This is a genomic window from Streptomyces sp. L-9-10 (genome assembly GCF_004151105.1).
In the GTDB taxonomy this organism is placed as follows: Bacteria; Actinomycetota; Actinomycetes; order Streptomycetales; family Streptomycetaceae; genus Streptomyces.
This window is the reverse complement of record NZ_PHRF01000062.1, coordinates 20494-40206: the sequence shown is the minus strand read 5'-3', so window position 1 is coordinate 40206 and position 19713 is coordinate 20494. Positions and strand designations below refer to the sequence as shown.

Below are 19713 nucleotides of genomic sequence, written 5' to 3'. Positions count from 1 at the left end.
CGGGCGTCGTGCCCGTCGCCGGAGTGGCCTGGGCCCAGCACCGGGGAATCGCCCGGGTCGAGGTACGGGTCGACGGCGGCGACTGGCACACGGCGCGGGTCCCACTCCGATCCCGCTCGGATACGGTCCCGAACCGACCCGGCCCGGGTCCGGTCGGGTTCGGAAGAAAGACGTACGCATCGTACGGATGGTTGCGGAAGAGCGGGGAGGACGACATCACACCCGGTCCCGAGGCGTCTCGAAGCCGTTCCCAAGCAGGTACTTTTGCGCCAACAGCCGACTATTCAAGATCACTTGTCGTCGGTACCCGGGCGTGTTGTCAGTGGCAGGTGCGAGGATGCCCCCAGCACGTGACGTGTGGAGTGGGGATTCACACCGCCCCGTGCCGACCTGTACCGGACGACGCGTCCGTGCGCGGTGGGGGGACATCAGCGGGTATTCCTCTGTCGGGCACCCCGCGCAGAAGGGACCGCTGACGGCGATGCAGATCCGGCTGACCGTCCTCGCGCCGCGCGGCGGCCACGCCGCCGTGCGCGCGTGCGACGTGCTCGTCACCGCCCCGGCAGGGACGGCGCTGGCCGCCGTCGCCTCCGGGCTCGCCACGGCCGTCTCGGGCCTCGACGCCTCCTCCGGCGCCGTCGTCCTGTACGCGGGCCAGGAGCGGCTCGACGCCCAGCGCCGCACCCTCGGCGAGCCGCCGCTGATCGACGGCGCGGTGCTCTCGCTCCAGGTCCCCGGCGAGGACGACGCGCCCGCCGACGACGTCCCGGCCCAGCTCCATGTCGTCGCGGGCCCCGACGCGGGCGGGGTGCATCTGCTGCACGGCGGACGGATCAGGATCGGCCGGTCCGCGGAGGCAGATGTGCCGCTGGACGACCCGGACGTCTCGCGGCTGCACTGCGCGGTGACGGTCGGCGAGGACGGCCGGGTCTCGGTCGCGGACCTCTCTTCCACGAACGGGACGACGCTGGAAGGCGTCGCGGTGGGCGGCCGGCCGGTCCCGCTGGCGCCCGGCGCGCTGCTGCGGCTCGGGGAGTCCGCCCTCCGGCTCACGGTCGGGTCCCGTACGGCCGCGCTGCCGACGGCGCCGGACGGCGAGGGCCATCTGCGGATCGTCCGGCCGGGCAAGGACGGCCGGGGCCCGCTCGCGCACGGCGCGGAGAGCGGCCAGGGCGGTGCCCGCTCATCGGAGGACCACGCCCCGGTCCGCGGCGACGGCGGCGCGCCGGCGGCCACCGGCGCCGGTCCGGAGACGGGCGCGTACGGCACCGGCGGCTACGCGACGGACGGTTCCTCGTACGGCCCGGCGGGCGCCTCACCGGGTCCGCAGTACGGCGGCGGCGGGCGGCGCGAGCCCGCCCCCGCCCACGGCCCGGCCGCCCCCGGCGCCCCTGCCCCGGGGGCAGGACCGGGCGAGGCCCCGGCCGAGGAGACCCGGAGCCGTGGCGAGGGTCATACGCCCCGCGCGTACGGCGGCTCCGTTCCCTCCGGCGCGTCGAGCCGGGTCCTGGGCCCGCAGTACGGCAACCCCCCGGGCGCCCCGCGTGTGCCCGACCCCCGCAGCGCCGACACGCACTACGGCAGCCGCCCGACGGCGGGCTCCCCCGACGGCACGCACAGCAGGGCCGCGGCGCCGGACCCGGCGTACGGGACCGGCGCGGTCGCGGGCGCCGGGGGCGTGGACGCGCGCGGCACCGACGACGGACCGCAGTCGCACAGCAGGACCTCCGGTTCGCGGCGGCAGGCCACGCCCCCGCGCGGGACGGAAGCGCCCGACGCCGCGGCCAGACGGCGTGGCGGCATAGGCGCCTGGGCCCGGCGGCTCACCGGAAGCCGGGGCGAGGAGCTGCCGGAGTCCGGCCCCGGCCCGCTGCCCGCCGCCGGTACGGCCGGGCGCGCCCCGCGCGCGGAGACCTGGCCCGATCCGGCCGCGGTCCTGCTGACGGCGCTCGGCCCGGGACCCCGGCTGTGGGAGCGGGACAGCCGCCATCCGGAGGCGCTCACCGTACGGCTCGGCACGGCCGACCGGTCCGCCCCGGACGGCGGCGGACCGGTGCCCTCCGTACCGGTCACCGTCGGCCTGCGCGAGGCCGGGTCGCTCGGTCTCGCGGGCCCCAGGGAGCGGCTGGCGGGGCTGGCCAGGGCGGTCGTGGCGCAGCTCGCCGCGCTGCACTCCCCGGCCGATCTGGAGATCGTGCTGATCAGCGCGGACCGTACGAGAAGCCTGGAGGAACGCAGACGGGACTGGGGCTGGCTCGGCTGGCTGCCGCATGTGCGGCCCACCCACGGCCAGGACTGCCGGCTGCTGCTCGCCTACGACCGCGAGCAGGCGGCGGCCAGGACCGCCGAGCTGACCCGGCGGCTCGACGACGGCCCCATGGGGCCCGGCTGGGCCTCGGCCGACCCGTGGACCATCACGGAGGCCGCCGCCCGCCATGACGGCCCGTACACGGTCGTGATCGTCGACGGCGACCCCGGGACCGCCGCGCTGCGCGAGTCGGCGGCGCAGCTGGCCGGGGCGGGCGCGGCGGCGGGTGTCCATGTCGTCTGTCTCGCCGAGACGGACGCCGCCTCACCCCTCTCCCCGATCGCCGCGACCTATGAGACGGCGTGCGCGGCCTCGCTCCCCTTCCGCGAGTGCGGGGCCGTCGCCCTGCTGAGCGGTGATGTGGCGACCGCGCTGCGGCTGCTGCGTACGGCGGTGGGGCAGCCCGCCGGGCATGGCACGGTCGCTGTCGTGGACGCGGTCTCGGCGGCCTGGGCGGACCGCTTCGGGCGGGCGCTGGCGCCGCTCCGCACGTCGGGGGGCGGCGGCCGGGGACGGCCCGCGGCGGCGCTCCCGCGCTCGGCCCGGCTGCTCGACGAGCTGGGGCTGGCGCGGGCCACCCCGGCGTCCCTGATGGCCCGGTGGGCGTCCGCCGCCGACCGCACCGGCGACTGCACGGCGGTCCTGGGCGCCGGTCCGCGCGGCCCGGTGAGCGTCGATCTGACCGAAGAGGGCCCGCATCTGCTGATCGAGGGACCGGCGGGGAGCGGCCGTACGGAGCTGCTGCGCTCCGTCGCCGCCTCGCTGGCCGCCGCCGGCCGGCCCGACCGGCTGGGGCTGCTGCTGGTCGACGGCGCCGGGGGCGAGCGCGGCGAGGGGCTGTCCGTCTGTACGGAACTGCCCCATGTGACCGAGCATTTGATCGCCTCCGACCCGGTCAGGATGCGGCGGTTCGCCCAGGCGCTGGGGGCCGAGCTGAAGCGCCGGGCCGAGCTGCTGGGACGGCTCGACTTCACGGAGTGGCACAACCGGCACGAGGTGGCGGAGCGGATAGTCGGCCAGCGCGCGCCGGGCGCCGCCGAGCAGCGGGCGGGCAGGCGCGGCGAGTCCCGCCCCGAGCGTGGCACCGATCAGCGCGGAAGCGATCCGCGCGCGACCGATCAGTACGGTACGGACCAGCACCACCCGGACCAGTACCGGACCGACCCCCACCGGACCGACCCCCACCGCGGTGATCCGGACCCGCACGCGAGCGGCACGCTCCGGCTCAGGACCACCTCGGCCCGTACGGAACAGCCGGGGACCCGGCAGCAGCCCCAGGACCCCGCGCCCCTCCCCCGGCTCATCGTGCTGGTCGACGACTTCGACGCCCTGGTCGCGCCCGCGCTCGGCAGTCCCGGCCGGCCCGCGGCCGGTTCGGTCGTACGGGCCCTGGAGGCCGTGGCCAGGGAGGGCGAGCGGCTCGGCGTCCATCTGGTGGCCACCTCGGCCCGCCCCGACCGTACGGTCGACACGGAGCTGGCCCAGGGCGCGCGGCTGCGGGTCGTGCTGGACGCGCCGCCCGTCGCGCCGTCCCCGGACGATCCGGCGCCCGGCCGCGGCCGGCTCGGCCATCCGGACGGCCGGGTCACGCCGTTCCAGGGCGGGCGGGTCACCGGCCGTATCCCCCGTACTGCGACGCTGCGGCCCACGGTCGTGCCCCTGGAGTGGGAGCGGATGGGCGACCCGCCGGCCCGCCGGCCGGTCAGGGAACTGGGCAACGGTCCGACGGATCTGGCGCTGCTCGCGAGCGCTCTCGAACGGGCCGCCCGATCCGTCGATGCCGTACCTGTCGCACCACTGACCCCGGCTCACCCCTGAAGATCCCCGGACAGGGCATACGTCCGTCGTGGCACGTCACGAGCCCATCACGATCAACGGTCCGGGACCGGGAAGGCTATTGCGGCGCCCTCTCACGCGGCGTAGGACTGTGCCCACGGGACGAGTGCAGCGCTGCCACGTCACGGCCGCGACGCCGGTCCCGCTTGCGTAGATCCGTACGCACACGGGAGAGACGGGGCAGTGATGCGCACAACTCGTAGAGCTAACAAGGCTCTTGGGACCGACAGGAGCGGGCTCGGCAGGAACGGGCTCGGCACGCGCCGGGCAGCGGTGGCGATCGTCGCCGTCGGCGCCGTGGCCCTCACCGGCTGCGGCGGCGATTCGGGCGACGACAAGGGCTCGGGCGACAGCGCGAGCAAGGCACCCGCGGCCACGGTCCAGCTGCCCAAGCTGAACGGCGAGACGATCCAGGTCGCGGCCGTCTGGACCGGCCCCGAGCAGGAGAACTTCACCAAGGTCCTCAGCGAGTTCGAGAAGCGCACCGGCGCGACGGTCACGTTCGTCCCCGCGCAGGACCCGATCGTCAACTTCCTCGGGACGAAGATAGCCGGTGGCAGCCCGCCGGATGTCGCGATGCTGCCGCAGGTCGGCGCCATCCAGCAGGCCGTCGAGAAGAAGTGGGCCAAGCCGGCCGGCGCCGAGGCCAAGGCCCAGCTCGCGAAGAACTACAGCAAGGGCTGGCAGGACCTCGGCGCGGTGGACGGCACGCAGTACGGCGTGTACTTCAAGGCCGCCAACAAGTCGCTGGTCTGGTACAACAACGCCGCGTTCGAGAACGCGGGCGCCGTGGCCCCCAAGACCTGGCAGGACCTGCTGAAGACCGCCGAGACGATCTCGGCCTCGGGTGTCACCCCGGTCTCGGTCGCGGGCGCGGACGGCTGGACGCTCACCGACTGGTTCGAGAACATCTATCTCTCCCAGGCGGGCCCGGAGAAGTACGACCAGCTCGCCAAGCACGAGATCAAGTGGACCGACGGCTCCGTGAAGGACGCGCTGACCACGCTCGGCCAGCTCTTCGGCAAGCCGAACCTGATCGCGGGCGGTACGGACGGCGCGCTCCAGACGGAGTTCCCCGCCTCCGTCACCCAGACCTTCACCGGCGGCGACCAGCCCAAGGGCGCGATGGTCTTCGAGGGTGACTTCGTCGGCGTCAACATCGGCCAGACCGAGGCGAAGATCGGTACGGACGCGAAGGTCTTCCCGTTCCCGGCCGTGGGACCCGACGCCCCGGTGGTGACCGGCGGTGACGCGGCCGTGGCGCTCAAGGACACCAAGGGCGCGCAGGCGCTGCTGACCTTCCTGGCGTCCACGGACGCCGCGAAGATCTGGGCGGAGACGGGCGGATTCGTCTCGCCGAACAAGTCCCTGGACCCCGCCGCGTACCCGAACGACGTCCAGCGCGACATCGCCAAGGCGCTGATCGCCGCGGGCGACGACTTCCGCTTCGACATGTCGGACCAGATGCCGCAGTCGTTCGGCGGTACCCCCGGCAAGGGCGAGTGGAAGGCGCTCCAGGACTTCCTGAAGAACCCGAAGGACGTCGCGGCGATCCAGCAGCAGCTGGAGGCGGCCGCGGCCAAGGCGTACACGAGCTGACGCGATGAAGTCGGCGGTCTCGGGGGGCACCACGGCGGTGCCCCCCGCCAAGGGCAAACGCAAGAGCGTGACAGGCACACGCAAACTGGTCGCGGCCGGCTTCCTGCTGCCCGCGCTGGTGCTGCTGGGCGCGCTCGTGGTCTACCCCATCGGGTTCTCGGTCTACCGGTCCTTCTTCGACAAGTCCGGTGACAGCTTCGCCGGGCTCGACAACTACATCGAGCTCTTCTCCGACGACACCATCCTGACCGCGGTCAAGAACAACGCGATCTGGGTGGTGGTGGCGCCCACCATCGCCACCGCGCTCGGGCTGATCTTCGCCGTACTCACCGAACGGGTGCGCTGGAGCACGGCCTTCAAGCTCGTCATCTTCATGCCGATGGCGATCTCGATGCTCGCGTCGGGCATCATCTTCCGGCTCGTGTACGAACAGGACCCGGAGCGCGGCATCGCCAACGCGGTCGCGGTGGGGGTGCACGACACGTTCAACGAGTCGGCGGGCTTCCCCAGAGCGCGTCCGCTGCCGGTGCATCCGCTGAAACCGGCGGGCGGCGGCGCGTTCGTCACCAAGGAGCCCGCGAGAGCCGGGACGGAGGTCCTGCTCCCGCTGGTCGGCGTGGCGCCCGCGAAGATGCCGTCCGACGCGGCGCCCGCCAAGGCCGCACGGACGGCGGACGGCCGGGTCACCGGAACCGCCTGGCTGGACTTCACCAAGGGCGGCGGCGGCAAGCCCAATGTCATCGACTCCAAGGAACTGGGCCTCAAGGGCATCACGGTGGAGGCGGTCAAGGACGGCAAGGTCGTCGCCTCCGCGACCGCGGGCGCCGACGGTACGTTCAGCCTGCCGGAAGCGGCCGACGGCGCCCAGCTCAGGCTGCCCGCGGCCAACTTCAGGGAGCCGTACAACGGCGTGGACTGGCTCGGGCCCTCCCTGGTCACGCCCGCCATCATCGGCAGCTACATCTGGATGTGGGCCGGGTTCGCGATGGTGCTGATCGCGGCGGGGCTCGCGAGCGTGCCCCGTGAACTCATGGAGGCCGCGCGGGTGGACGGTGCCACGGAGTGGCAGGTCTTCCGCCGGATCACCGTGCCGCTGCTGGCGCCGGTGCTCGCGGTCGTCATGGTCACGCTGATGATCAACGTGCTGAAGATCTTCGACCTGGTCTTCATCATCGCGCCGGGCTCGTCCCAGGACGACGCGAACGTGCTGGCGCTCCAGCTCTACCGCTCGTCGTTCGGTACGGACGCGGATCTCGGCGTGGGCAGCGCCATCGCCGTACTGCTGCTCCTGCTGGTGATCCCGGTGATGCTGTTCAACATACGACGCATGCGAAGGGAGACTCGCCGATGACCACGAACGACGGTGCGATCAAGGTCAAGGCGAAGCAGCCCCTCGCCGGCCGGATCGCCGCCCGCGCGGGCGGCGGGGTGATGCGGGTCTTCCTGGTCCTGGTGGGCCTGTTCTGGCTGATGCCCACCATCGGTCTGCTGATCTCCTCGCTGCGCGACGCCACGGACATCAGCGCGAGCGGCTGGTGGCAGGTGTTCACCGCGCCCGCGCAGCTCACCACCGAGAACTACTCGCGGCTCTTCGACAACGACATCATCACCAACTCGCTGCTCTCCACGATCGTGATCACCGTTCCGGCGACGCTCCTGGTCGTGGTGATCGGCTCGCTCGCCGGATACGCCTTCGCGTGGATGGACTTCCCGGGGCGCGACTGGTGGTTCCTGGTGGTCGTGGGGCTGCTGGTGGTCCCGGTGCAGGTGGCGCTGGTCCCGGTCTCGAAACTGTTCGGCGCCGTCGGGATCTTCGAGACGACCTTCGGCGTGGTGCTCTTCCATGTCGCCTTCGGTCTGCCCTTCGCGATCTTCCTGCTGCGGAACTTCTTCGCGGAGATCCCGAGGGAGCTGCTGGAGGCCGCGCGGCTCGACGGGGCGGGCGAGATACGGCTGTTCGTACGGGTCGTGATGCCGCTGGGCGGTCCGGCGATCGCCTCGCTCGGTATCTTCCAGTTCCTCTGGGTCTGGAACGACATGCTGGTCGCGCTGATCTTCGCGGACTCGAAGAACCCGCCGATCACCGTCGCGCTCCAGCAGCAGGTACGGCAGTTCGGCAACAACATCGACGTCCTGGCGCCCGGCGCCTTCGTGTCGATGATCATCCCGCTGGTCGTGTTCTTCGCGTTCCAGCGGCAGTTCGTGACGGGCGTGATGGCGGGAGCCGTCAAGTAACGCCCAAGGAGCGTCACGGACAACGGTGTTGGCGGGGGAGGGCGGGCCGCGGGACGGCCGGCCCTCCCCCGTCGCGCCGTCCGGCCGGACACCTGTTCCGCGCGTCCCCCGTGCGCCGGCTCCGGCGTAACCAGTCCGCCCCGCCGGCCGTTCCCGGGCCATGACCCGGTCAGCGTCATCGTCCCCGCGTATCAGGTCCAGGCGTATCTCTCCGGCTGCCTGGAGGCGGCCCGGGGTACGTACTTCGATCTGCGGGGATTCCCGCCGGGCGCGGTCGCGCGCACCGAGGACGAACTGACCGGCATCTTCACCACGGGCCACTGGCGCGGCTCACGCTCCAGCCAGCTGCGTACGGCGTTCCGCGGGCGCTTCTGTCCGTACGACGACGGGCGGGCGGCGGAGCGGGTCGTACGCCATGTCTTCCTCGGCGGGACGACGGACCCTCCGAGGGCCGTTCCGCTCGGGCAGCGGGCGGGCGCCGGTCAGTCGCGGTGGCCGAGTGCCGCGACCGCCGAGGCCGCCAGATCGTCCAGATAGCCCGGGGGCAGGTCGCTCCTGACCACCACCAGCCGCCAGTAGAGCGGTCCGATGATCAGATCCAGCGCCCGGTCGGCGTCCGCGCCCTCGGGAAGCTCACCGCGCTCGACCGCCGCGCGGACGATCACCGCGGCGATGCCCCGCTGTCCGTCGAGCAGCGCCGCCTTGATCGCGTCGGAGATCTCGGGGTGCCGGGCGGCCTCGACCAGAAGATCCGGGATGACCTGCGAGGCCACCGGGTGGCGCAGGGCGTGTGAGGCCACTTCGAGCAGGGCGCGCACATCGCCGTGGAGCGAACCGGTCCCGGGGGCGGGCAGCCCCTGCGCCGCGAAGGCGGAGACCAGATCGAGGACGAGCTCCAGCTTGGACTTCCAGCGCCGGTAGACGGCGGTCTTGCCGACCCCGGCCCGGCGCGCGATGCCCTCGATGGACATCCGGGCGAAGCCGACGGCGGCCAGTTCCTCGAAGACGGCGGCGCGGATGGCGTCGGTCACGTCCTCGCGGAGCACGGCGGCGCCCGCCGGGACGCGTCGAGCGGTGCGCGGGGCTTTGCCACGGGGGCCCGTGGCGCCGGGGCCGGTAGCGGGGTCGGTAGTCATCGCGTATGAGCATAGCGCCGAACGACGTGACGACGACACGGTTGCGTTGCGACGTACTCCGTCCTACCTTTGGCGTTACGACGATACGTACCCGTTCCGTCGCCGGAGCCGACCTCAGAACACCGTCGAAAGCGACCCCCCGTGAGCCAGACGATCGCACCGGCCACACCGGCCTCATCGGTCCCACCGACCCCAGAGCCCGATACAGGGACCGGGACCGGGACGGATCTCAGCGCCCTCGCCCGCCGCCACGGCCTGACCGTGAGCGGCGCCCGCCCCGCCCTGCCCGACTACGTCCGCGCCCTGTGGTCGCGCCGGCATTTCATCGGCGCCTTCGCCACCGCCCGGCTGACCGCCCAGTACAGCCAGGCGAAGCTGGGCCAGATCTGGCAGATCATGACCCCGCTGCTGAACGCGACGGTCTACTACTTCATCTTCGGTGTGCTGCTCAACACCAAGCACGGCGTACCGGACTTCATCCCGTTCCTGGTCACGGGCGTCTTCATCTGGACCTTCACCTCGAACTCGATCATGACCGGCACCCGCGCGATCTCCGGCAACCTCGGTCTCGTACGGGCCCTGCACTTCCCGCGCGCCGCGCTGCCGATCGCGTTCGCGCTCCAGCAGCTCCAGCAACTGCTGTTCTCCATGGGCGCGCTGGTGGTGATCCTGGTCTGCTTCGGCCAGTACCCGGCGGTCGGCTGGCTGCTCGCGCTGCCGGCCCTGCTGCTCCAGTCGCTCTTCAACACCGGCGTCTCGATGGCCGTGGCCCGGCTCGCGGCCAGGACTCCGGACATCTCGCAGCTGATGCCGTTCCTGCTGCGTACCTGGATGTATGTGTCCGGCGTGATGTGGAGCGTCGACAAGGTCACGAGCGGCGACGAGCTGCCGCACGTGGTGACGGTGATCCTGCAGTGCAACCCGGCCGCCGTCTACATCGATCTGATGCGCTTCGCGCTCATCGACAGCTACACCGCCGGTCAACTGCCCCCGCACGTCTGGGCCGTCGCCCTCGGCTGGGCGCTGCTCGCGGGCGTCGGCGGGTTCCTGTTCTTCTGGAAGGCCGAGGAGGAGTACGGACGTGGCTGAGGAGAGAAGGAGTACGGACGCGGGCACGGGCACGGGCACGGATGCAGCCACGGACATCTCCGGGCGGTCGACCGCGCCGGAACGTGTCCCCACCGTCGTCGTCGACGGCGTCCACGTCACCTATACGGTCCACGGCACCCGGGGCGGCCGGGGCAGCGCCACCTCGGCGCTGAGCCGGATCGTCTCGCGCCGGTCCGCGCCCGGCGCGCGCGAGGTGCACGCCGTCAAGGGCGTCAGTTTCGCCGCGTACAAGGGTGAGGCCATCGGACTGATCGGCTCCAACGGATCCGGCAAGTCGACCCTGCTGAAGGCGATCGCGGGGCTGCTGCCGCCGTCCCGGGGCACCGTCTTCACCCGGGGCCAGCCCTCGCTCCTCGGCGTCAACGCGGCGCTGATGAGCGATCTGACCGGCGAGCGGAACGTGATCCTCGGCGGGCTGGCGATGGGCATGTCACGGGAGCAGGTCCGTAGCCGCTACGACGACATCGTGGAGTTCTCCGGGATCAACGACAAGGGAGACTTCATCTCGCTGCCGATGCGGACGTACTCCTCGGGGATGGGCGCCCGGCTGCGCTTCTCGATCGCCGCCGCCAAGAGCCATGACGTACTGCTGATCGACGAGGCGCTGTCCACCGGCGACGCCGGATTCCAGCGCCGCAGCCAGGAGCGCATCACCGAGCTGCGCGCGGAGGCCGGCACGGTCTTCCTGGTCAGCCACAGCAACAAGTCCATCCTCGACACCTGTGACCGGGCGCTCTGGCTGGAGTCGGGGACGCTGCGGATGGACGGCCCGGCAAGGGATGTCGTCGCGGCGTACGAGGAGTTCACCGGCAAGAAGAAGTAGCCCCGCAAGCCCCACAAGTCTCCGCGGCCCCGGTAGCCCCCGTAGCCCCGGTAGCCCCGGTAGCCCCGGTAGCCCCGGTAGCCCCCGCGAGGCTGACGCGAGGAGGGGCGTCCGGCTCATCGCGAGCCGGGCGCCCCTCCTCTCACGTACCGCTCAGCTGTGCGTACGCAGCAGCGTGCGCATCGTCCGCATCGCGACCGACAGATTCGCCAGATCGAACGCGTCCGACCCCTGGATCTCCTCCAGCGTGGCCCGCGAACGGCCGAGGATCGCGGCGTTCTTCTGCTCCCACGCCGTGAAGCGCTCCTCGGGCGTCGAATCGCTGTCGCCCACGGCCAGTACGTCCGCCGTCAGCGCGGCGTGCGCCGCGTACAGGTCCTCGCGGATGGAGGCGCGGGCCATGGACTGCCAGCGGTCGGCCCGCGGCAGCTCCACGATCCGGTCCATCAGCTGGGTGATCCGCAGCCGGTCACCGAGGTCGTAGTACACCTCGGCGACGGCGAGCGGGTCCTGGTCCGTACGGTCCGCGATCGCCACGATGTCGAGCGTCGGGAAGGCGGACGAGAAGCTCGCCACCCGCAGGGCCAGCTCCTCCGGGATCCCCGCCTCGGTCAGCTCCGCCAGGATCCGCTGGTACCACGCCAGCTCCGCGCCGCGCAGCATCGGCGGCAGCTGTGCCCAGACCCGCTCGACCCGCGCCGCGAAGAACTCGATGGTCCCCGCGATCTCCAGCGGCTGCGGCCGGTTGCCCAGCAGCCAGCGCGTACCGCGTTCGACCAGCCGGCGCGAGTGCAGCCTGACCCGGGTCTGGACATCGGCCGCCACCTGGTTGTCCAGCGCCTCGACGGCGTCCCAGACAGCGTTCAGCCCGAAGATCTCCCGGGCCGCGGCCTGCGCCCGTACGATCTCCTCGGTCGACGCCCCGGTCTCCTCCCGCAGCCGGTGCAGGAAGGTCGAACCACCGGTGTTGACGGTGTCGTTGACGAGCACCGTCGTCACGATCTCGCGGCGCAGCGCGTGCGCGTCGATCTGCTCGGCGAACTTCTCCCGCAGCGCCTGCGGAAAGTACGCGTGCAGCAGCTTGCGCAGATACGGGTCGTCGGGCAGCTCGGTGTGGATCAGCTCCTCCGCCACCGTGATCTTGGTGTAGGCGAGCAGCACCGCCAGTTCGGGCTGGGACATGCCCTTGCCCGCGTTGAGCAGTTCGCGGATCTGCCGGTCGCTCGGCAGGAACTCCAGCGCCCTGTCGAGATGTCCGTCGCGCACCAGACGGCGCATGAACCGCTGGTGGGCGTGGAGCAGGGACGGGGCCTGGGCCACGGCGTTGGCGAGCGCGGTGTTCTGCGCGTAGTTGTTGCGCAGCACCAGCGCGCCGACCTCGTCGGTCATCGCCGCGAGCAGGGTGTTGCGCTGCTTGACGGTCATGTCGCCGTCCGTGACCAGGCTGTTGAGCAGGATCTTGATGTTCACCTCGTGGTCGGAGGTGTCGACGCCCGCGCTGTTGTCGATGGCGTCGGTGTTGACCTTGCCGCCCTCGCCGCCGGCGCCGCGCCGGGCGAACTCGATACGGCCGAGCTGGGTCAGCCCCAGGTTGCCGCCCTCGCCGACGACCTTGACCCGCAGGTCCTCGCCGTTGACGCGGATCGAGTCGTTGGCCTTGTCGCCGACGTCGGCGTCGGTCTCGGTGGAGGCCTTCACATACGTACCGATGCCGCCGTTCCACAGCAGGTCCACCGGCGCCTGGAGGATCGCCTTCATCAGCTCGGCGGGCGTCAGCTTGGAGACACCGGGCTCGATGCCGAGCGCCTCCCGCACATGCGCGTTGACGGGGATGGCCTTGGCCGTGCGCGGGTGGATACCGCCGCCCTGCGACAGCAGCTCCTTGTCGTAGTCGGCCCACGACGAGCGCGGCAGCTCGAACAGCCGGCGGCGCTCCGCGTACGAGGTGGCCGCGTCCGGGTGCGGGTCGAGGAAGATGTGCCGGTGGTCGAAGGCCGCGACCAGCCGGATGTGCTCGGAGAGCAGCATGCCGTTGCCGAACACGTCGCCGGACATGTCGCCGACACCGACGACCGTGAAGTCCTCGGTCTGGGTGTCATGGCCCAGCTCGCGGAAGTGCCGTTTGACGGACTCCCAGGCGCCGCGCGCCGTGATGCCCATGCCCTTGTGGTCGTAGCCCGCGCTGCCGCCGGAGGCGAAGGCGTCCCCGAGCCAGAAGTCGTAGGCGACCGCCACGTCGTTGGCGATGTCGGAGAAACTCGCGGTGCCTTTGTCGGCGGCGACGACCAGATACGTGTCGTCCTCGTCGTGCCTGACCACATCCGCCGGCGGCACGACCTCGCCCGCCACCATGTTGTCCGTGATGTCGAGCAGCGCCGAGATGAAGATCTTGTACGAGGCGATGCCCTCGGCCAGCCAGGCGTCCCGGTCCGCGGCCGGGTCGGGCAGCTGCTTGGCGACGAAGCCGCCCTTGGCGCCGACCGGCACGATCACGGTGTTCTTCACCATCTGCGCCTTGACCAGGCCGAGGATCTCCGTACGGAAGTCCTCGCGCCGGTCGGACCAGCGCAGACCGCCGCGGGCGACCTTGCCGAAGCGCAGATGGACGCCCTCGACGCGCGGGGAGTACACCCAGATCTCGTACGCCGGGCGGGGCGCGGGCAGATCGGGGATGGCCTGCGGGTCGAACTTCATCGACACATAGCTGTGCTGCTCGCCCGCGGCGGTCGGGTGGCCCGCCTCGCCCGTCTCCCTCTGCTCCGGCTTGTCGCCGTCGCCGGCGCGCTGGAAGAAGTTGGTCCGCAGCGTGGCCTTGATGAGGGTGAGGAAAGACCTGAGGATACGGTCCTCGTCCAGGCTCGCGACCTGGTCCAGGGCACCGTCCAGCTCCTCCAGCATCGCCTCCGTCAGCTCGATGCCGGCGCGCTGGCGGCCCGGCGACATCCTGGCCTCGAAGAGGGAGACCAGCAGCCGGGTGGTGTGGACATTGCTGCGGAGGGTGTCCTCCATGTAGTCCTGGCTGAAGGTCGAGCCGGACTGGCGCAGGTACTTGGCGTACGCGCGCAGCACCATCGCCTGACGCCAGTCCAGACCGGCCCGCAGGACGAGGGAGTTGAAGCCGTCGTTCTCCGCGGCTCCGGTCCACACGGCGGCGAAGGCGTCCTGGAAGCGCTGGCGGTCGTCCTCGGTGAGATAGTCGCCCCCGCCGCCCTGGGGCAGCCGCAGGCCGAAGTCGTAGATCCAGGCGTGGGTACGGTCCGAGCAGCGCAGCTCGTACGGACGCTCGTCGACGACCTCGACGCCGAGCCGCTGGAGCACCGGCAGGACGGCGGAGAGGGAGACCTGCTCGCCCGAGCGGTAGATCTTGAAGCGGCGCTCGCCGGGGCCGGCGCCGACCGGCTCGTACAGCGAGAGCGCGAAGTCCGAGCCCGCCTCGGCGCTGGTGACCGCCTCCAGATGGGCCAGGTCGGCGACGGCGGCGCGCGGGGAGTGGTCGGCCTTGTAGCCCTCGGGGAAGGCGGAGCCGTACCTGCGCAGCAGTTCGGCGGCGCGCTCCTCACCGCACTCGGCGGTCAGCGCCTCGCCGAAGGCGTCGGCCCAGGAGCGGGCGGCCTCGACGAGCCGGGCCTCGATCCGCTCGGTGTCGGCGTCGGTGAGCTTCGCCAGCTGGGTGCCCCGGGGGACCCGGACGACGAAGTGCAGCCGGGAGAGGATCGATTCTGTGTTCCACGCGGTGAAGTCGACACTGGTCCCGCCGAGTTCCTCCTTGAGGATCTCGACCAGCCGGAGCCGGACGCCCGTGGTGTAGCGGTCGCGCGGCAGATAGACGAGTGCGGAGTAGTAGCGCCCGTACTCGTCCTGGCGGAGGTAGAGGCGCAGGCGCCTGCGCTCCTGGAGATACAGCACGCTGGTGGCGATCGAGCGGAGTTCGTCGACGGGCGTCTGGAACAGCTCGTCGCGCGGATAGGTCTCCAGGATCTGGAGCAGATCACGGCCGTCGTGACTGTTGGGCGAGAGGCCCGCGCTCTCCAGGACCTCGGCGACCTTACGGCGGATCACCGGCACCCGGCGGACGGACTCGGTGTACGCGGCGGAGGAGAAGAGCCCGAGGAAGCGCCGTTCGCCGACGACATTGCCCTTGGCGTCGAACTTCTTGACCCCGACGTAGTCGAGATAGCCGGAGCGGTGGACCGTGGCGCGGCTGTTGGCCTTGGTGAGGACGAGCAGCTTGTGCTCACGTGCCTTGGCGCGGGCGTCGGCGGGCAGCCGGCTGAAGGACGGGCTGACCGGGTGGTCCTCGTCGCCGGTGTGCGCCGGGTCGGAGCGCAGCACGCCCAGTCCGGTGCCGGGCACGGCGGAGAGGGAGTCACTGTCCGTCAGCTGATACTCGCGGTAGCCGAGGAAGGTGAAGTGGTCGGCGGCGAGCCAGCGCAGCAGCTCCCGCGCCTCCTCGACCTCCTGGTCGCGCAGATCGTCGGCGGTCGGCTCGCCGGGCAGTTCCTCGGCGATGCGCAGCGCGGCGTCCCGCATCTTCTCCCAGTCCTCGACGGTCTCGCGGACGTCGGAGAGGACCCGCAGCAGGTCGGCGGTCATCTGCTGGAGATCGGCCTGGTCGGTCTCGCGGTCGACCTCGACATGGATCCAGGACTCGATGAAGATGTCGTGCCGGGGCTCCGCGGCGGTGACCGCCTCTTCCGGCAGCACCTCGATCAGCTTGCCGGTGACATCGCGGCGTACGGCGATCTGAGGATGGACCACGGCGTGGATGCCGCGGCCCTGACGCGAGATCTCGTTGGTGACGGAGTCGACCAGGAACGGCATGTCGTCGGTGACGACCTCGACCACGGAGTGGCGGCAGGTCCAGCCGTTCTCCTCGACGGTCGGGGTGTGCACCCGTACGCTCGCCGTGCCCTGGGGGCGATTCCCGGCCAGCCGGTAGTGGGAGAGCGCCGCGCCGACGACATCGACCGGGTCTCGGTCCGCCAGGTCCTCGGGAGCGGTGTGCAGGTAGTAGCGCTGGAGGTACGCGAGAAGGCCGTCCCGGTCGGGACCGTCCTCCTGGCCGCCGGCGCCGCGGGATCCGGCCGAGGCCTCGTCCTCCCGGGGGCGGGCCCCCAGCCCCCCGGTTCCCCCCACCGGGCTGTTCTCAGCGGCCCGAGCCGCCTGTTCGAGCAGCTCGGCCTTGGCTTCGTCCAGCTTGGTCTGCATGTCCTCTGGCTCCTGTCGCGCGCCATTGCGTGACGTAGGTGAAGGAAGCGACACAACGCCACGACGCGGGGTTTCCGGTCGGGGTCGACGTTATGCCGCGATGAGAGATGTCCGGGGCGTTATTGGCCAATTTTGGCAGTCGACCCGGGTCACGATCCTGTCCCGAGTCCTGTCCCGAGGGGACCGGCCCTGGGGGACCAGCGATCGCCCGGGCGCTGTCGCGCTCCGGGCGCAGGCGGGGGGCTTCGCTGCCCCCACGGCATATCGCGCTGATCACGGGCACCAGGCTATCGCCCTTGACCGGGGGGCCGTCATGGGCCGCATGTGTACAAATACGGGGTACCAACTTTGACACTCTGGACAGCGACACGGACGCCCGTCGCAGGCTCACGCCCCCGCCCGGCACAGAACGCTTCGCCGACGCACCCTCGCCGACGCGCGCCGACCGGGACGACACTGGTCCGCAGGACGACACTGGTCGACAGGTGGACAGACCGACCCACTCTCTCCGGGAGCAGTCATGGCAGCCAAGGTTCTGATCGTCACCGGCGACGCCGCCGAGTCGCTGGAAGTGCTCTACCCGTACCAGCGCCTGCGCGAGGAGGGTTACGAGGTCCATATCGCCGCTCCGACCCGTAAGAAGCTTCAGTTCGTGGTCCATGACTTCGAGCCCGGCTTCGACACCTACACCGAGAAGCCCGGCTACACCTGGCCCGCCGATCTGGCCTTCGCCGAGGTCGACGCGACGCAGTACGCGGCCCTGGTCATCCCGGGCGGCCGTGCCCCCGAGTATCTGCGGGGCGACCCGGAGCTGCGCAAGATCCTCAAGTCCTTCTTCGACGCCGACAAGCCCGTCGCCCAGATCTGTCACGGGCCGCTGCTGACGGCCGCGATCGGCGAGCTGGCCGGCCGCCGGGTGACGGCCTATCCGGCGCTGGAGCTGGACATGCAGGCGGCCGGGGCCACTTTCCAGGACACGGAGGCGGTGGTGGACGGCACGCTCGTCTCGTCCCGCGCCTGGCCCGACCACCCGGCCTGGATGCGCGAGTTCCTCACCGTGCTGCGCGCGAAGGCCCCGGTGACCTGACGGGCGGAGCCCCGGTGAACCCGGCGGGGTGACGCGACCGCGCGCCCGCCGGGGGAGGCCGCAGCCGGGGACAGGCCCGGAGCCGGGTGCACTCCCGGCTGTCCCCGGCCGTCCCCCGGCCGTCGCCTGACTGTCCCCCGGTCGTCCCCGCCGGACTCTCCGGCGTCAGGACGTCAGACGCCGCGCCGTCTCGACCGCCTCCGCGAGCGTGTCCACCACCGGTACGCCCACCGCCTCCAGGCTGGCCCGGCTGTTCGAGCCCCCCGTGTACAGCACGGCACGCGCGCCCACATGCGCCGCCGCCAGCGCGTCGTCGACCGCGTCACCGATCACCACCGTCCGCTCGGCGGATATCGCGCCCGTCGACGCCAGCGCGGTCAGATGCCGCTCCATGTGCACCGCCTTGCTGCCGCCGGACGGGCCCGTCCGGCCGTCGACGCGGACGAAGTGGCTCTCGATCCCGTACCCCCGCACCACCGGGACCAGTTGCTCGTGCCCGTACATGCTCAGCAGCGACTGGCTGTCCCCGGCCAGCCGCCACTGCGAGAGCAGTTCCTCGACGCCCTCCGTTAGCCCGCAGCCGGTCCGCCGCTCCGTGTAGTGCCGGTGGAAGGCCTCGTCCATGACGACCCACTCGGCGTCGCTCGGCAGGCGGCCCATCAGCCGCTCGTAGAACTTCGGGACCGGGACGCAGTACAGCTCGCGGTAGGTGTCCAGCGTGATGGACTCCAGCCCTATTTCCGCGAAGGCCGCGTTGGTGGCCCCGATGACCGCCTGGATGTCATCGAGGAGGGTGCCGTTCCAGTCCCAGACCAGATGCGTGTTCTGCTTCCCCATGCCGAAAACGGTACCGGCCGGGTCCGACAACGGCCCTGCCGGAACCTCGCGGACCCCCATGACCTGCGAGGAATCACCACCGGGGCACGACTCGGGGAACGCCCCGGGCGAGGGCCGCCGCCGGCCGCTCAGCCGATCAGGTTCGGGATCTCCTGGACGCCGTACCAGAGCAGTTCGTGGTCCTCCGCGCCGTCCACGGTGAACTGCGCGTCGTCGTCCCCGTGGTCGGCCGCGCCCAGCGCCGCCGCCGCGGCCGACACATCGGCGTCCGCCTCGGCGGAGTCGACGTGCACCGCCGCCGCCTTCGACAGCGCGATCGAGTCGGCGATCCGCACCTCGCCGAGGCCGGCGTCGTCCAGTCCGCGGTCGGGATCCGACACGGCCTCCCTGTCCGGCACATCGGCCGCCACGACCACCCTGCGGCGCCCGGCCGCCGGATCGGCGGCGAGCAGCCGGAGCGAGGCGGCCGCGGCGCGGTTGAGGGCCGCGTACTCCAGTTCCTCGATGTCGTCGGAGACGTACCACTCGCGCAGCCCGGGGGTCACGGCGTACGCGGTCAGCGGTCCCGGTCCCAGCTCACCCGTCTTGTGCGCCTCAGCGAGACCAGGAAGGGTCAGGGGGACGTAGACGCGCATGGCTGGCCGCTTTCGTAGTCGGGAGAGCACCTAAGGATACGTGCGGGAGTCCCTCTTCGGGGTGACGCTCATGGAGCCTCCAGGCGTCCACCGGGAACCGCACGCCACCTCGCCGCCGGGCCCGGTATCGTCCGCCGGTCACTCTGATAGGTGATTTCGGCTCCGAGCGCTCCGTGTCCGCACCGGTCTTGCGGCCGTCCCCCAAGGGCCCGTAAAAGATCCCCCAACAGAAGTTACCGACCGGTATCCCGACCGGCCGGGCAGAACGGGGGCGATCTGCGTGAACACGACCAGTACCACCACGGCGACCAGTACCACCACGGCGACCGGCACCACCGCTCCGAGCGGTACCGCCGCTCCGAGCCGCACCACCACGGGGACAGGCACAGGCACAGGAACAGGCACAGGCACAGGGACCGGCACGACGCGGAGCCGGACCACCGCCGCCGCGAGGCCGCCCGGCCGGCGCGACCAGCGCAGGCCGGGTGCCGTACGCCCGCAGCGGCGCCCGCACCTCCCGCCGCCGCACGAACTCTTCGCGGAGCGCCTGCTCGCCGTCCTCAGCGGCCACCGCCCCGTGCACTGGATGCTCGGCCAGACCATCGGCGAGGCGTACGACCAACTCGTCCGGCTCGCGCCCGGCACCCCGCTCAGGGCACGCGGCGCCCGTCCCGTCATCCGTACCTGCCGCGCCTTCCAGCCGCGCCCGGGAGCGGTCGAGGCCGCCGCCAGCATCTCCGCGGGCGATCAGGTACGCGCCATGGCCTTCCGGCTGGAACAGGGCGCCGACCTGCGCTGGCGCTGCGCCGCGGTCGAGCTCGGCGGGGACCGCGCATGAGAACGCGCATGAGGGCGGGCCGGGGCGCGCACTCGCTGTGCGCCCCGGCCCGCCCTCGTCC

11 protein-coding genes and 2 pseudogenes are annotated in these 19713 nt (G+C 71.8%); 9 read left to right on the top strand and 4 right to left on the bottom strand.

What is annotated here, in order from left to right; translation table 11 throughout:
* Positions 1-481 precede the first annotated feature (481 nt).
* The 5 genes and pseudogenes from CU044_RS16755 to CU044_RS16735 all read left to right on the top strand — a co-directional run.
* Positions 482-4126, top strand: a complete 3645-nt coding sequence (locus CU044_RS16755) for an FHA domain-containing protein (RefSeq protein ID WP_129769406.1) — start codon at positions 482-484, stop codon at positions 4124-4126.
* A gap of 204 nt (positions 4127-4330) precedes the next feature.
* Positions 4331-5743, top strand: coding sequence for an ABC transporter substrate-binding protein (locus CU044_RS16750; RefSeq protein ID WP_129769404.1), 1413 nt, complete (start codon positions 4331-4333; stop codon positions 5741-5743).
* A 4-nt stretch (positions 5744-5747) separates the two neighbouring features.
* Positions 5748-7094 (top strand): sugar ABC transporter permease, encoded by a 1347-nt coding sequence (locus CU044_RS16745; RefSeq protein WP_129769402.1) that lies wholly within the window; start codon positions 5748-5750, stop codon positions 7092-7094.
* A complete protein-coding gene (locus CU044_RS16740; protein WP_129769401.1) occupies positions 7091-7978 on the top strand; it encodes a carbohydrate ABC transporter permease in 888 nt (295 codons plus the stop codon). Before CU044_RS16745 ends, CU044_RS16740 begins: the two co-directional genes overlap by 4 nt.
* Before the next feature lie 222 nt (positions 7979-8200).
* Positions 8201-8515 (top strand): annotated as a pseudogene (locus CU044_RS16735) (CDP-glycerol glycerophosphotransferase family protein); the annotation flags it as partial.
* Here CU044_RS16735 and CU044_RS16730 read toward each other — a convergent pair.
* Complete coding sequence (locus CU044_RS16730; protein ID WP_129769399.1) at positions 8461-9114, bottom strand: TetR/AcrR family transcriptional regulator; 654 nt, start codon at positions 9112-9114, stop codon at positions 8461-8463. The pseudogene CU044_RS16735 and the gene CU044_RS16730 overlap by 55 nt on opposite strands.
* Before the next feature lie 153 nt (positions 9115-9267).
* Here CU044_RS16730 and CU044_RS16725 point away from each other — a divergent pair, with 153 nt between their 5' ends.
* Together CU044_RS16725 and CU044_RS16720 are read left to right on the top strand one after the other, a co-directional pair.
* Entirely contained in the window at positions 9268-10203 is a 936-nt protein-coding gene (locus tag CU044_RS16725) for an ABC transporter permease (RefSeq protein ID WP_129769413.1), read from the top strand.
* Between the two features lie 55 nt (positions 10204-10258).
* The gene (locus tag CU044_RS16720) at positions 10259-11047 is read left to right on the top strand and encodes an ABC transporter ATP-binding protein (RefSeq protein ID WP_129769414.1); all 789 of its coding nucleotides are present in this window, start codon (positions 10259-10261) and stop codon (positions 11045-11047) included.
* A gap of 153 nt (positions 11048-11200) precedes the next feature.
* Here CU044_RS16720 and CU044_RS16715 read toward each other — a convergent pair whose 3' ends face one another.
* Positions 11201-16255, bottom strand: a complete 5055-nt coding sequence (locus tag CU044_RS16715; RefSeq protein WP_129769398.1) for an NAD-glutamate dehydrogenase — start codon at positions 16253-16255, stop codon at positions 11201-11203.
* A 520-nt stretch (positions 16256-16775) separates the two neighbouring features.
* Between CU044_RS16715 and CU044_RS16710 the strand changes: the two genes are divergently transcribed.
* Positions 16776-17342 (top strand): DJ-1/PfpI family protein, encoded by a 567-nt coding sequence (locus CU044_RS16710; protein ID WP_129769396.1) that lies wholly within the window; start codon positions 16776-16778, stop codon positions 17340-17342.
* A 165-nt stretch (positions 17343-17507) separates the two neighbouring features.
* On the opposite strand, the gene CU044_RS16705 is transcribed toward CU044_RS16710, so the two are convergent.
* Both CU044_RS16705 and CU044_RS16700 read right to left on the bottom strand, forming a co-directional pair.
* Positions 17508-18179, bottom strand: coding sequence for an HAD hydrolase-like protein (locus tag CU044_RS16705; RefSeq protein ID WP_129769395.1), 672 nt, complete (start codon positions 18177-18179; stop codon positions 17508-17510).
* A 128-nt stretch (positions 18180-18307) separates the two neighbouring features.
* Positions 18308-18814, bottom strand: a complete 507-nt coding sequence (locus CU044_RS16700) for a hypothetical protein (RefSeq protein ID WP_129769394.1) — start codon at positions 18812-18814, stop codon at positions 18308-18310.
* Positions 18815-19265: 451 nt separating this feature from the next.
* On the opposite strand from CU044_RS16700, the pseudogene CU044_RS16695 reads away from it, so the two are divergent.
* Positions 19266-19652 (top strand): annotated as a pseudogene (locus CU044_RS16695) (Rv3235 family protein); the annotation flags it as partial.
* Positions 19653-19713: the final 61 nt, after the last annotated feature.

Excerpts from the sequence above, each read along its gene's own strand:
- CU044_RS16710 (WP_129769396.1), top strand. The coding sequence starts at position 16,776 with ATGGCAGCCAAGGTTCTGATCGTCACCGGCGACGCCGCCGAGTCGCTG.
- CU044_RS16715 (WP_129769398.1), bottom strand. The coding sequence starts at position 16,255 with ATGCAGACCAAGCTGGACGAAGCCAAGGCCGAGCTGCTCGAACAGGCG.
- CU044_RS16745 (WP_129769402.1), top strand. The coding sequence starts at position 5,748 with ATGAAGTCGGCGGTCTCGGGGGGCACCACGGCGGTGCCCCCCGCCAAG.
- CU044_RS16750 (WP_129769404.1), top strand. The coding sequence starts at position 4,331 with ATGCGCACAACTCGTAGAGCTAACAAGGCTCTTGGGACCGACAGGAGC.
- CU044_RS16755 (WP_129769406.1), top strand. The coding sequence starts at position 482 with ATGCAGATCCGGCTGACCGTCCTCGCGCCGCGCGGCGGCCACGCCGCC.
- CU044_RS16700 (WP_129769394.1), bottom strand. The coding sequence starts at position 18,814 with ATGCGCGTCTACGTCCCCCTGACCCTTCCTGGTCTCGCTGAGGCGCAC.
- CU044_RS16740 (WP_129769401.1), top strand. The coding sequence starts at position 7,091 with ATGACCACGAACGACGGTGCGATCAAGGTCAAGGCGAAGCAGCCCCTC.
- CU044_RS16730 (WP_129769399.1), bottom strand. The coding sequence starts at position 9,114 with ATGACTACCGACCCCGCTACCGGCCCCGGCGCCACGGGCCCCCGTGGC.
- CU044_RS16705 (WP_129769395.1), bottom strand. The coding sequence starts at position 18,179 with ATGGGGAAGCAGAACACGCATCTGGTCTGGGACTGGAACGGCACCCTC.